Below are 13,188 nucleotides of genomic sequence, written 5' to 3'. Positions count from 1 at the left end.
CAAACAGCAAATTTTTTCTAGGGTGCATCCGTTAAAAATACCTTAAAAGAAACGCGACGATTCATTTCTGGATTATTTTGGCTGACATCTTGTTGCCAAGGTTCTTGCGTTCCCACGCCAATTGTCGTTAAATTGGACGATCTTATTCCTCGCGAAACCAAAACTAATGAAATTTGCTTTGCTCTAGCTTGACTGAGATACATATTATGCTCTGTCGAACCATCGCTATCTGCGTGTCCTTTAATTTCGACTCGTACGTTCTTCTGCAAAATTGAAGCCATCTTTGTGAGTTTTTGAATAGCTGCAACGATCTTCTCTAATTTCTGTTGTTGATTTGGTAAAAGTTGCGGGCGATCGTTCGCGAATAAGAGAATTTCTCGTTCTAATTCAGTTTTAGTTTTGAGCAATTCTTGGAGTTCAATTGTAGTTAGATGCTCTGTCTGTAACTGCGACACTCCAGGGAGATTAGGAGCCAATTTTTTTGCTCGAACGATCCACTGTTGCGGTGCAGTACCAGTCATATAAAGAACGCCATTGCGATCGACTTTCAAACTCGTAGTTTCTGGTGGTTGTAATAATTTTTCCGCTCTTTTAGTCACAAATTGCGGATCTAGGGAAATGTAAGATTCCCAACGACTGACAACATTTTTAGGGTCGATCTCTGCATCTGAAATTAATTGAATCGGATCGACAGCCAAAGGATCGCGCAATCCCGATATATGATACTTGCCAAAATGTTTTTCAGCACTAACGACAACTATTCCTGGCGAGTTTAACGTATTTAAATACGCCTGCCATTTTTGTCGAGCTTGAAAAGACATAAAACTCCACAATCCCAGCGTACAAAAGAGTCCGCTTATCAATAATAATAAAAGCGGTGAAGGTTTTTCTGATGTACTTTGATACTGGGCTTGAAGGCAATTTTCTAAATAAGGCTTGCTAGCTTCAAATGGAGTGTCGTCGCCGCGAAAATTCAACAATGTCTGGTAAAATTCCTTGTGAATTGTTTCTAGGGTAGCTTGAAAATTTTCTCTTAATTCTTTAGGTGCATTACCTCGAATTATGCCTGCTAAAATTGCTTGGGGACCTTGCTCGATCCAAATCGTCAATTCGCCAAATTCTAGCGCGTTCAACCGATCTTGTTGCTTAACCTTAAACGAGTCTTGCACGAAATCTTGAATTGCTTTTAACATAGCTGCAACTAGATCTGCATCTTGTGTTGCGGTCAGATCTACTGCCAAGCTATGTAATAATAGTCCAGTGTGACGATGAATTAAAAAGACTTCCTCTACCCGATAAACTAGCGTTCGTAGCAAGACAACTTCGGCAAAAGACTTACCAGTTTGCATTGCTTCTAAGCGCCAGCGAAAACTTCTTGGAGTTAAGCTATGGTCGAGAGCTTGATTAAAGGTGGCAACAAAAGTTTTCAGCGCTGCCATTGCAGCTTTGCGACTAGCAGGTCCGATGATAGGAAACAAAGCATCGGACAGCGTATTCAAGTCTTTTTTGACAGAGGTTTGAATTGCTTGTTCTACGGTAGGTACGACAGCTTGAGTCAGTTGGTCGTCCTGCATTGACCTGAGAATAATTGCCTCTGGTAAAACCCGAGTGACATCTTCGACTCGGAGTTGCGATTTATCGAGTTTTGCTTGGAGTTCGGGACCGAAAAGTAAATCCCGTAATTCGGCGATCGCTTCCTCTTCGGTAGTAAAATTCTGGTGGGGTGGTGGTTGCGATCGCGCTGTTGGTGTCTGTGGCTGTTGTTCCAACACCATCTGACGCAATTGAGCTAAGACTTCTACTTCAGCAGCAGTGAGATGGGTGTCTTGCGATCGATCCAACAGACTCTCTAGCTCAGTCAGTGCCTCAGCTTCAGAGCTTGAAGTTCTGTCAGTAGATTGGCGACGAGACGAGTCAGTCATTTGCCGGTCATTTCCTTATATCCCCCATACTCACATTGAATTGTATAGCCACCTGTAGTCAAGAGGACATGAAACACCGACAAATCTTATACAAATAGTTAGGATAAGAGAGTTTGGTTTAGGTCAGATGTATTGGTTGCCAACTGTCATTAGAGTGCTTGCCTCAGATAATTGACAGTTAAGGTAACGGCGCGATCAACTGTTGGTTCTCGATCGTAGAAATCAAACTGCGTAATATTGGGCAACCAAATAATTTGTTTATTTTTTTTAGGGATTGCCGCGAAAAATTGACGCGCTCCATCGGGAATTGCGGCTTTTTCACTATGGACGAATAGTGTAGGGACTTTAATTTTTTCGGCTTGCGGCATGGCGCTAAAGGTGAGCCAATCTGCCCAAGACATTACCGCGAACTGGTTATCCCACTGTGGAATCGCCCCTCGTTTTGGATTGAGATAGTAATCAAAATCGCCATACATAGCAGCCTGCTTATTACTCCTGCTGATGGCAGGTACGTAATCGGCTTTACCCGTTCGCTCGAATTTAGTTGCTGCTGCTTTAGCAGAGGCAATTTTCTGCTGCACTGCGGCTTCACCACCATACATAGCATTCACTAACTGAGTATCGTGAATCCAGGGTCGACGGCAGCAAAAGCCTTAATCTGAGGATCTTCAGCAGTAGCTACAGCCATGTAACCTGCACTAGCACAAATGCCCAATCCGACAATGCGATCGCGATCTACAGGATCGATAGTTTGCAGAAACGCGACAGCATTTTTAATATCAGTAACTTTAGCTGAAGGAGATTCAAAATTACGTGGCTCACCACCACTTTCACCATAAAAGCGGAAATCAAACGCCAGCGCTGCATAACCCTGCTCGGATAGTTTCCGGGCATACAACCCAGCCATTTGCTCTTTTACTGTCGTCCACGAACCTGCAACCACCACTGTCGGTAGTTTGTCACCTGCTTTGTAGTTGGCTGGTAAATACAAGTTACCAACTAATTTTTCACCCTCGCTTTGAAATGTAACTCGGTTGAGTCCGGGTTTAAGATTAGTATTTGAGGTGCTGGCAACTGCCGTGACAGTCTGAGATAATACGCGATCGCTCGATACTGTAGATGCAAAATTTAGCAGAAAAGCGATCGCAATGATGACTCTAGTTGTTGGTTTGCAATAAATCCGTCTCAATATTGAAGCTAAAGCAATCATTTAACCTAGTCCTCCACCGTCTATATCGAGTAATGCTCCTGAAACATATGAAGCCCGATCTGAGGCAAGCCACAAAACAGCTGTTGCCACCTCCTCTGGTTTGCCAATGCGTTCGATTGGGTAAGTTGCGGCTAATTGCTCTTTGCTCATTTTCCAGTCTCGTTCGACTCGATCGACCATTGGAGTGTCAATTAGTCCTGGCGCGATCGCATTGACGCGAATGTTCTTACCTGTATATTCCTGGGCAGCAATTGTACTCATGTGAATCACAGCGGCTTTGCTAGCTCCATAGCCGACGATGTTTGGAAAAGCACGATGTCCGCCAATACTCGCCATATTGACAATTGCCCCGCCTCCAGCTTTGAGCAACTGGGGAATTTCATATTTCATCCCCAAAAATACGCCCCGTGCATTCGTATTCATCAAGTCGTCAAATTCATCAGTTAGCGTGTCAGCAATTGGATTGGGGGGAAAATCTACCCCTGCATTGTTAAAAGCGATATCTAGCCTGCCATACTTGGCAACGCAACCATTCACAAAAGCTTGCACGTCCTTTTCTTGACGCACATCTGCCCGCATATAAGTTGCATCACCACCTGCTTGTTTAATTTCTGTTTGCACTTTTGCACCCAGATTCTCCCGCCGCCCGCAAAAAAAGACTTTTGCCCCTTCCCGTGCAAAGGCTTTTGCTGTCACCATCCCGATTCCAGAAGTAGCTCCGGTAATCAGCACGACTTTTTGAGCAAATTGACCGTGATTTGCCGATTCTGAAGTTGAGGGATTGGGTTTTCGACCTTGTGCTTGAGCAATTTGGGTTGCCCCTACGGTAGCCGCAAGACTGGTAGCTCCAACGGTGAGGATACGACGACGTGAAACGTCTGACATGGCGATTGTTCCTAGTAAGTCAAAAGTCAAAAGTTAAAAGTCAAAAGTTAGAGTTTTAAAAGCTAAAACACTGATGCATATGTTGAAAAGGGAAAAAGACTAAAAGGTATGTTCTCAAACTCATTCAGACGTGTCTAGGAAAATATTGCTCTACTAACAGCCATCAGTTGACAGGAAACAAGGGACAGTCAACCGTCAACCAACAAACATATATTGACTTGGCGTAACACCGACAAAGCGCCGAAAATACATACCAAAGTGACTTTGATCGTAAAATCCTATCTGCGATGCTACTTCAGCAATCTTCGCTCCCTGATTCAATAACTGCTTGGCGCGATCGATCCGCAACTGCATTTGATAAACGTGGGGTGGAACGCCAATTTCCTTACTAAACACGCGACATAAATGAAAGCGGCTGAGTTGAGTTATGTTGGCAAGTTGTTCTAAGGAAATGTTTTGCGTGTAGTTGTCGCGTAAAAAATCTCGCGCCCGCATGACTTCAGGACGCGATCGCTTCAAGGGTGCGATCGCCAAATTGCCAGCATAACGAGCGATTAATTGCGCTAGTAGCAGCAACAAAACTGAATCTCGCTCTAATTCAACTCCAGGCTGAGTTGCAAGTTGATAAAATTGGAGATAAGCATCAGTGAGTTCTGAATCGCAGATCGAGAGGGATTCAAAAAACGGTAGGTTTGTAGTTTTTCCGACGACTTCGGTGGCAACAGCTTGTAGGCGATCGCTAGCTGCATTCATCATCAAATAAGTAGCAGGAGCAGGTACGTAGGTTTTCTCGCTAGGCGCATGTACTTCCCCTGGATGAATAATGCTCAGGCTTCCTTCAGGTAAGTGATGCCAAGCTCCGCGATAATAATACTCTCCTTGCCAATCGAGACATAAGGCAAACTGATATTCGGCATGGGTATGTTTGGGAATCGGCTCTACAGTACCGCAGGTGTATGAATAGCGTTCTAGTAGCAATCCTTCTAATTGCCATGTGTTAACAGTTACTTCTGCTGTTTCTGGCATCGATCGCCCATTTTTGGTAGGTGTTGGATTTACTCTACCAGCAGGGGGATTGCTAATTGATTTATATTATGGTTTGACAGTATTATTGCAGTTTATCAACCTAAGATGCTGGTTTGTGAATTGCTACACCAGCCATCACGAACGAGATTCCAACCAGATCTTTCAGCATCGGGATTTGGGCAAGAACGATCGCACCAACTATAGTTGCAGTCGCAGGTAGCAGTGATAGCATAAGCGCGAATGTATTGCGTGGCAAGCGAGACATAGCTAGTTGGTCGCAGATATAAGGAATTATGGAGGAACAGACTCCAACACCAACGCCTGCAAGTATCAGTGTGGGGTGGGGTAACGCGGCTACTGCTTCAGAGAATCCAATTGGCATCACAAAAATAAATGCAGCCGCCATCGCAGCACCAAGGCGATTAACACCTTCACCTGCTCCCTGACGTGCAATTCGGTGTCCGAGGATAACATATGTCATGAATAGTAAACCGTTGACGATCGCATAAGTAAGCCCTAACGCATCGCTAGACCAAAGAACATCAGTTAGGATAAACACCCCAGCTACCGACAGCAGCAAGGCTATGTAGTTATGTATAGATCTCAAACCAAATAGCGCGATCGCTATTGTGCCAACAAATTCTATGGCAGCTACTAAACTGAGTGGTAAGCGGTCAATTGCCAGATAAAAGGCACTATTCATCAATGCAAGACAAGCTCCCAACAACCATAGCGCGATCGCCACTTCTCGATTTACCGAACGAAAGGTTTTCCAAGGCTTAGTCCAGATCGTCAAGATTAATGCTGCACTAACAATCCGAAACCAAGCAACACCAAGTACGCCAACGTGTTGAAACAGCAGCACGGCGAATGAGGGACCGAGATAGTGAAAGATTGCACTGATGACGAACCAAAGGTGAGGTGGTGCGATCGCAGCGCGAGACAACAATGCTCTTGTTATTTTCATGCACTTATGTTATCAAGGCTTATTTGCAGTTTATATACTTATAAAAAGGTTAATTACAAATTCGAGCTAAAAAATGAAGGAAATAATGTCAAGTCACCTACAGATGAAAAAAATACAATTAGATAGCGTAGACGTACAACTACTTCACTCATTGCAAGCAGATGCAAGAACGTCAATTGCCGATCTTGCCAGATTGCTGAATATGTCGGCTCCCAGCGTCTCCGAACGCTTGCGCCGCCTAGAGGAGTCGGGAGTCATTCAAAATTTCACTATTGAAATAGAGCCAAAAATGCTCGGCTATTCTCTAGCGTTTTACATTCGGATTCGTCCACTCCCTGGACTACTGCCAAAAGTAGCTTCTCTAATTGTTGAGATCGAAGAAATTGTAGAATGCGATCGCATTACAGGTGATGACTGCTTCATTGCCAAAGCATACACCAAGTCTGTCGATGAGCTAGAACGTATTATCGATCGCCTGATTCCTTATGCTCAAACTAATACATCTATAATCCAATCGTCACCGATTAAAAAACGGCTCCCTCCATTAAGTTCTACATGACTGAAATTTTCAGTTAATTTAAGAAATGTCAGATAGTCAACATAACCGCTGAAAAAATATGATTTTAACCACAGCCAGCTTAGTTGGCGACAAGCGCGTCGTGCAGCATCTCGGTATTGTCAGTGGCGAAGCGATTCTAGGGGCAAATATTTTTCGCGATTTCTTTGCCGGAATTCGGGATATTGTCGGTGGTAGATCTGCTGGTTACGAGCGATCGCTCAGAGAAGCGAAAGATACTGCTATGCGCGAGATGATTCAGCAGGCTGAAGCTCTCGGTGCTAATGCGGTAATTGGCATTGACATCGATTACGAAACCATTGGTGTTGGCAATGGCGGTAGTATGTTGATGGTGGCAGTCAGCGGTACTGCTGTTGTGTGCCAGTAATCGTCTCGATAACTTTCTTTAAATGGAGCTAAGCGGATTCGAACCGCTGACCCCCTCAATGCCATTGAGGTGCTCTACCAACTGAGCTATAACCCCGCGCAAGTGCGTTTTTTATTATGCCTGAAATCTCTCTTTGCTGTCAATCCGCACTATTTAATTATTTTAAGCATTAATATCCGCGTGCTAGGTAGCTCATGCAGTTTCCCATCAAAAAGTAGACAACTAACATGGCTGCGGCACTAGCTGCCACTAACACCCCTGCCAGCATCATCGAAAATTCCTTCTTCGCAAACGCCTCTTCCATCAGGTGCAGCGACCAAGCTACTAAAGCTACGTCGAAAATGAGAATAACTGTCAGCATTTTTTAAGATATTTTAAAACATATTTCATATATCTTAACTAATTCTCAGGAACCTGGTCTTAATTAGAGGTTAAGTTTTTCTTGCTACAGAAATTTGGCAAATTAATCGTAGCGATTAGATCTAATTAAGACGGATGGGGCAGTTGCGATCGCTCAAATAGGATTTAATTTGTCCTACACTCAGCTGACCGTAATGCAGCAATGAAGCTAACAAAGCAGCTTCAGCTCTCCCCTCAGTCAAAGCAGTGTAAATATGCTCGCAGTTTCCCGCACCACCAGAGGCGATAACTGGGATTTCTACAGATGAGGCGATCGCGCCAGTTAATTCTATGTCATACCCTGCTTGAGTGCCATCGGCATCCATACTCGTTACCAACAACTCCCCAGCACCTCTTCGGGCAACTTCCTGCGCCCATTGCAGAGCATCTATACCAGTGTTCTCCCGTCCACCACGAACGTAAACGTCCCATCCAGGGTTGTTGACATCCTGCCGTCGCCGTGCATCAATAGCCACTACTATACACTGATTGCCAAAGCGATCGCTGGCACGATTAATTAGGTCTGGGTCTTTAACTGCGGCGGAGTTGATGCTAACCTTATCTGCTCCTGCTCTTAACAAATTTTTAATTTGTTCTAAGGATTGGATGCCCCCGCCGACAGTGAGAGGAATAAACACTTGTTCGGCAGTACGATAAACCACATCAAAAATAATGTCACGGTCTTCGTGGGTAGCAGTAATATCCAGAAATACCAACTCATCCGCCCCAGCTTCGTTATATACTTTTGCCAACTCTACCGGATCGCCTGCATCTTGGAGATTGACAAAGTTTACTCCCTTCACAACCCGCCCCGCCTTTACGTCCAAGCAAGGCAAAATTCTTTTAGCTAACATGGTGCTGCATCTGAATGACTCCAGAGATTATACATATATAAGTGGTAGTTGGTAGTTGGTAGTTGGTAGTTGACGGTTGACGGTTGACGGTTGACGGTAAACGCGCTTCGCTACACTCCGTGAAGACGGTTGACGGTTGACGGTTGACGCTCCTCTGCTCCTCTGCTCCCCTGCTCCTCTGCTCTCTTCAACCCCTCACTCCTCACTCCTCACCCCTCGTTATGGCAATTATTTCCTCTAAACAACCGTCAGAACCTTCTAAGCCTGCAAAAAAGCAACAGAAGAAACCTCAACCTCAGCCTGTTGTAGAGGATTTGTTGCAACCGCAGGCAACTGTGGAGGAACAAGGCAAACAAGAACAAAGCTTGCGCCCCCATACATTTGCCGATTACATCGGACAAAAAGACTTGAAGGAGGTGCTATCAATTGCGATTCAAGCCGCTAAAGCTAGAGGAGAAACTTTAGATCATTTATTGTTATATGGTCCGCCTGGTTTGGGTAAAACTACGATGGCGCTAATTTTGGCTGGGGAAATGGGCGTAGACTGCAAAATTACCAGCGCCCCAGCTTTGGAAAGACCTAGAGATATTATGGGTCTGCTGGTGAGTCTCAAACCAGGAGATATTCTATTTATTGATGAGATTCATCGCCTGTCGCGGATGGCAGAGGAAATTTTGTATCCGGCGATGGAAGATTATCGTCTGGATATTACTATCGGTAAAGGAGCGAGTGCCAAAACTCGCAGTATTACGCTACCTAAGTATACCTTGGTAGGAGCGACAACCCGCGCTGGGGCGCTATCTTCGCCATTACGCGATCGCTTCGGTTCGGTGCAGCGGTTGCGATTTTATGAACCAGCGGAATTGTGTCAAATTGTGTTGCGGACGGCTGAGTTATTGCAAACACCAATTAGCGATGACGGGGCGTTGGAACTTGCTAAGCGATCGCGAGGTACGCCACGTATTGCCAACCGCCTGTTAAAACGAGTGCGAGACTATGCCGAAGTCAAAGCAGCAGGTACAATTACGCAAAATGTAGCCGCAACAGCTCTAGAATTATATCAGGTAGACCCTTGCGGTCTAGATTGGACAGACCGAAAAATGCTGAGCGTGACGATCGAACAATTTAATGGTGGACCCGTAGGGATTGAAACCCTAGCAGCGGCGACGGGTGAAGATATCCAAACAATTGAGGAAGTCTACGAACCTTATCTGATGCAAATCGGTTACTTACAACGGACTCCTAGAGGTCGCGTCGCCACTGTTGCGGCATACAAGCATTTAGGTTTGAAACCACCCAACGAACAACTATCGTTACTGTCGCGGTCAGATTTATGATTTACAACCCCAGTTGGACGCGCTTCAATACGGACAAGATTGAATTTGTCGGTGCCAATCTGCGCGTCTGCGTGCTGACACTTTTACTCAGTGCGCTGTTCATAGTGGGGTGGGTAGAACCAGCTGTTGCCCAATCTCCGCCGCCAAATCTGAGTGCAGAACAGTTACAAAATCTAGAGAAATTGGCGAATGAAGCTTTCGTGCTAACGGAAAAAGGTAACTTTCCCCAAGCTGAATCTTATTGGACGCAAATTATTGAGGAATTTCCCACAAATGCGGCAGCTTGGAGTAACAGAGGCAATTCTAGAGTTAGTCAAAATAAATTAAATGAAGCGATCGCCGATTATAACAAAGCGATCGAACTTGCCCCAGGCGTGACCGATCCTTTCTTAAATCGCGGTGCGGCTTTGGAAGGTTTGGGAAAATGGGAAGAAGCGATCGCTGACTATAATCATATTTTAGAAATCGATCCTAACGATGCGATGGCATACAACAATCGCGGTAATGCTGAAGCAGGTTTGGGACAATGGGAAAAGGCGATCGCCGATTACAAAAAATCTGCCGATACTGCCCCTAATTTTGCTTTTGCCCGTGCCAATTATGCCCTAGCTTTATATCAAGATGGTCAAAAAGATAAAGCCTTGCGCGAACTGCGAAATATTATTCGCAAATATCCTCAATTTGCCGATGTTCGCGCTGCTTTGACTGCTACGCTTTGGGAACAGGGCAATCAGGGAGAAGCAGAAAGTAACTGGGTTGCTGCTGTAGGCTTAGACCCTCGTTATAAAGACATTAACTGGGTCACAAAGATTCGCCGTTGGCCCCCCACTATGGTTGTAGCTTTAGAAAAGTTTCAACAGCTTAAGTAGTACTCATTGGATATGTGCATTTTGCACTTCTCTCATAGAGAGTGTAAGTATTATTGCGGTTCAATCGTGCAACCTTGCCAGCACCTACATAAGCATCTCCCTTTTTAAAATCCTGATGACGTATAGCGGTTCGGGCTATTCGGAAGCGATCGAGATTAGTGATGTAGTATGCGATTACTAAACTAGTGTAAAAAAGCCATAGCTTGGGATCTTTCATCAAATGAAGCGATCCAAAAATACCCAAAACATCAGCCAAGAGTCCAACAAACGGTAAGATTAGTGCAAATAGGATACCTGTTCTGTTCCTTACTGATTGATGACTGATTGGTGCAGCTTGAGAACCATTAACTTCTTGAAGTTCAGTTGAGTCAGGAGATGAGTGGTTTTGCTTGACATTGAAGGTATTGGCAGAACCAGCCTTACCGACCTGAAAGTTATTAGAGTGATTGCCTCTTTGATTTTGATTCATTGATTTACAGTATTGACAAGTGTTTAGTTGTAAATTACTGTAAAAATCAGGCAGAATACATTAATACTACAGTGTAATGTCGTTTGTTATTTTAAAACTATTAAAAAATTTGGAAACTTACCGTACTAAGTGTTTTTGTCAGTAGTACTGATTACTTCAACAAACGGATGAAACCTGCTTGTTCAAAATGACGGTCTGTTGTTAGTGCTTCTGTAATACCATACTATTGCATAATCTCAAAGCTCGAACAATCAACTAAACTCCATTCTTTATCTTGTCGCCGTGTAAGTAATCGCCATGCTTGTTCATCGGTAGCAAGCTCTATATGTATAATCTCTACGTAGGGAGAAGCTTTCAATCCTTCAATAAACGCAACAATTACCGATCTCTGAATCCGAAGTGGACTGGTCAAAAGTGCTACAAGTTCCGTTATTATGTAATTGGTTGTGATGAGTTTACGTTTCTGTTGTCGTGCAATTCGATAAATTGTAGACGCTAACACATAATAATCTTGAGACGAATCAACTAAGTTTCCCCAACCAGATGTATCGGCAAAGATATTAGTCATTGATATTATATAGACTTAATCTCGCTCTGTAGTATCTTGATGCGATCGCCCAAGATATCGATCGTGTTGCTCTGTCCAGCCAGGAATATTACTATTAAATGCACCGATAAATTGTTCTAGCGGATCGTCAACCTGCTTTTGAGTTGCTGCTATCAGCTGTTGTATAGCTAATTCTTCTGGGGTTTGTCCTGTTTGCTCCGCTATCTCTAAAAGCGATTTATATATATCTTCTGGTATATCTAACACTATTTTTTGTCCCATCTGCGATCGCCTCTCATATCCTCGTTCTTATCTGCTTGTAGTATATCTCGACAAAACTATAATTTTTCCTATCTCTTTGCTTTTCAAATTGCCCGAAAACAAATGGGCGCACAGTTGTACGCCCCTACAAACGTATTGTAAATCTATACCTACGCCATTGGCAAAGAAGGGCGATCGCTCATTAAAGCTTTAGTACTCGATTCACCCGCACGTTGGATCTGGCGCGTCATGCGAATCGTACAGAGAGTGACTGCACTCCACTGTCCTAATAGTGCTAAAAAGATGGTTGTATTGCTGGCTTTTTCTAACGCAAACCAAGCAAAAGGAGTAAACAACCATAACCCAGGAATTTGTTGTGGTGCAATTGATAGCACGGTGAGAATGGCTGTGGGTAATAAAATGACCGCACCCAAAGCCCCAGCAATCCACAAACCTTGCTTTTGCGCCCGCATAAATGTTAAAAGTTGGGCGATCGCAGCACAGATCAGTAATAAATTACCACCAATAACCATACTCAAGAAAGCGGGTTGTTTGTCAATCGGTTGTAAGACAAAGGTAATCCAAAGAGTTAGAGTTATAGCAGCAATAGCTAAGTTTAGTGCGATCGCCAGTATAGCTGGGCTTTTTTCTCCCCACGTCAAATCTTTTACTAGCGAAGAACTCAAGAACTTTTGACGATTGCTAACTCTTTCCCGTCGATATCTTGCCCAATCTTGCAAGGCTTGACGCTGTGGTGTGAGAGTTACAATCAAACAGATAAACAATACCAAGTTATAGACAAGCAATTCTTGAAAGTTATGCCCGAGATTGGTTGAATATCGATATTTAGGTGTTGTAGCAGCAAATGCAACTAAAATCGCCTCCAAACTTGCCACCATCAAGTAACTTTGGCTCTTGCTAAAAATGGTTTTACTAGGATTATGGAATCGACGCTGCAAAGCTTGCCAAATCCAGTACGTCCCAAACCCAAAGTTGAGAACTGCCAAACCCAACGTTGCCCACAATGCATCGCCTATAGGCAGATAGAATAATTCTAAATCTGCCGTGCGAAGCAGCGACAAACTATAGTTTTCTAATTCAGTTGCCTTAGCGATTTGCTCAAAAATCAGAAATGGTGAAAACAAATTTAGCCAGTCTGACGGTGTATGAAGTACAGGTTTGGCAGTGGCAATAAATAGACACACAAATGCTGCACCGCTACCTAACCATGCTTGAAATCCACCTAGCCAAGCACTCCCTAAACCAAATAGTAAAGCAGCACTGAAAAAGAAAATACAGCTAGCAATTACTAGTCCGTAAAAGCTGAAAATTAAACTTAGAGGAACGTGCGCCCCAATCCCGGCAATTAAATGTAGCGGTACAGCCAGACCCACCACGATATACAGCAAACTTGGTACACCCAATAGTTTACCAATTAAAATACTTTTAGCTGATTGAGGGCTGAGGCGAATAAAATTGAGTGTGTCTCGACGTTCTT

The 13,188-nt window shown here is 44.0% G+C and carries 16 protein-coding genes and 1 tRNA gene; 4 read left to right on the top strand and 13 right to left on the bottom strand.

Translation table 11 applies throughout. From position 1 onward, the window contains the following. Positions 1-17: 17 nt before the first annotated feature. The 6 genes from ACRC32_RS16135 to ACRC32_RS16110 all read right to left on the bottom strand — a co-directional run bounded on the left by ACRC32_RS16135 (position 18) and on the right by ACRC32_RS16110 (position 6,010). The gene (locus ACRC32_RS16135; protein ID WP_438554922.1) at positions 18-1,922 is read right to left on the bottom strand and encodes an OmpA family protein; all 1,905 of its coding nucleotides are present in this window, start codon (positions 1,920-1,922) and stop codon (positions 18-20) included. A 149-nt stretch (positions 1,923-2,071) separates the two neighbouring features. Next, positions 2,072-2,533: a hypothetical protein gene (locus ACRC32_RS16130; protein WP_438554921.1), complete on the bottom strand. Its 462-nt coding sequence runs from the start codon at positions 2,531-2,533 to the stop codon at positions 2,072-2,074. After that, entirely contained in the window at positions 2,533-3,132 is a 600-nt protein-coding gene (locus tag ACRC32_RS16125; RefSeq protein ID WP_438554920.1) for an alpha/beta hydrolase, read from the bottom strand. The genes ACRC32_RS16130 and ACRC32_RS16125 overlap by 1 nt, the downstream gene beginning before the upstream one ends. After that, the gene (locus tag ACRC32_RS16120; protein WP_438554919.1) at positions 3,133-4,017 is read right to left on the bottom strand and encodes a glucose 1-dehydrogenase; all 885 of its coding nucleotides are present in this window, start codon (positions 4,015-4,017) and stop codon (positions 3,133-3,135) included. A 195-nt stretch (positions 4,018-4,212) separates the two neighbouring features. Beyond that, complete coding sequence (locus tag ACRC32_RS16115; protein WP_438554918.1) at positions 4,213-5,043, bottom strand: helix-turn-helix domain-containing protein; 831 nt, start codon at positions 5,041-5,043, stop codon at positions 4,213-4,215. 100 nt (positions 5,044-5,143) lie between these two features. Further along, entirely contained in the window at positions 5,144-6,010 is an 867-nt protein-coding gene (locus ACRC32_RS16110; RefSeq protein WP_438554917.1) for an EamA family transporter, read from the bottom strand. Between the two features lie 85 nt (positions 6,011-6,095). Between ACRC32_RS16110 and ACRC32_RS16105 the strand changes: the two genes are divergently transcribed. Continuing rightward, positions 6,096-6,569 (top strand): Lrp/AsnC family transcriptional regulator, encoded by a 474-nt coding sequence (locus ACRC32_RS16105; protein WP_438554916.1) that lies wholly within the window; start codon positions 6,096-6,098, stop codon positions 6,567-6,569. 58 nt (positions 6,570-6,627) lie between these two features. After that, positions 6,628-6,954: a heavy metal-binding domain-containing protein gene (locus tag ACRC32_RS16100; protein ID WP_015152521.1), complete on the top strand. Its 327-nt coding sequence runs from the start codon at positions 6,628-6,630 to the stop codon at positions 6,952-6,954. A gap of 23 nt (positions 6,955-6,977) precedes the next feature. Here ACRC32_RS16100 and ACRC32_RS16095 read toward each other — a convergent pair. The 3 genes from ACRC32_RS16095 to hisF all read right to left on the bottom strand — a co-directional run bounded on the left by ACRC32_RS16095 (position 6,978) and on the right by hisF (position 8,207). Then, positions 6,978-7,050 (bottom strand) — tRNA-Ala (locus ACRC32_RS16095). A 73-nt stretch (positions 7,051-7,123) separates the two neighbouring features. Continuing rightward, entirely contained in the window at positions 7,124-7,315 is a 192-nt protein-coding gene (locus ACRC32_RS16090) for a hypothetical protein (protein WP_015152522.1), read from the bottom strand. Positions 7,316-7,436: 121 nt separating this feature from the next. Then, the gene (gene hisF / locus ACRC32_RS16085; RefSeq protein WP_438554915.1) at positions 7,437-8,207 is read right to left on the bottom strand and encodes an imidazole glycerol phosphate synthase subunit HisF; all 771 of its coding nucleotides are present in this window, start codon (positions 8,205-8,207) and stop codon (positions 7,437-7,439) included. A gap of 221 nt (positions 8,208-8,428) precedes the next feature. Between hisF and ruvB the strand changes: the two genes are divergently transcribed. Continuing rightward, entirely contained in the window at positions 8,429-9,544 is a 1,116-nt protein-coding gene (gene ruvB, locus ACRC32_RS16080) for a Holliday junction branch migration DNA helicase RuvB (protein ID WP_438554914.1), read from the top strand. Further along, positions 9,541-10,413 (top strand): tetratricopeptide repeat protein, encoded by an 873-nt coding sequence (locus ACRC32_RS16075; protein ID WP_438554913.1) that lies wholly within the window; start codon positions 9,541-9,543, stop codon positions 10,411-10,413. Before ruvB ends, ACRC32_RS16075 begins: the two co-directional genes overlap by 4 nt. On the opposite strand, the gene ACRC32_RS16070 is transcribed toward ACRC32_RS16075, so the two are convergent. The 4 genes from ACRC32_RS16070 to ACRC32_RS16055 form a co-directional block, all read right to left on the bottom strand. Next, positions 10,406-10,882, bottom strand: a complete 477-nt coding sequence (locus ACRC32_RS16070; protein WP_438554912.1) for a hypothetical protein — start codon at positions 10,880-10,882, stop codon at positions 10,406-10,408. The genes ACRC32_RS16075 and ACRC32_RS16070 overlap by 8 nt on opposite strands. 223 nt (positions 10,883-11,105) lie before the next feature. After that, positions 11,106-11,294, bottom strand: coding sequence for a hypothetical protein (locus ACRC32_RS16065; protein ID WP_438554911.1), 189 nt, complete (start codon positions 11,292-11,294; stop codon positions 11,106-11,108). A gap of 171 nt (positions 11,295-11,465) precedes the next feature. Further along, positions 11,466-11,711 (bottom strand): hypothetical protein, encoded by a 246-nt coding sequence (locus tag ACRC32_RS16060; protein WP_438554910.1) that lies wholly within the window; start codon positions 11,709-11,711, stop codon positions 11,466-11,468. Between the two features lie 149 nt (positions 11,712-11,860). Next, positions 11,861-13,188: ABC transporter permease (locus ACRC32_RS16055; RefSeq protein WP_438554909.1), on the bottom strand; the 1,328-nt coding region annotated here is incomplete at its 5' end.

The organism is Chroococcidiopsis sp., assembly GCF_051657925.1.
GTDB lineage: Bacteria > Cyanobacteriota > Cyanobacteriia > Cyanobacteriales > Chroococcidiopsidaceae > Chroococcidiopsis.
This window is presented reverse-complemented; position numbering and strand designations above follow the sequence as displayed.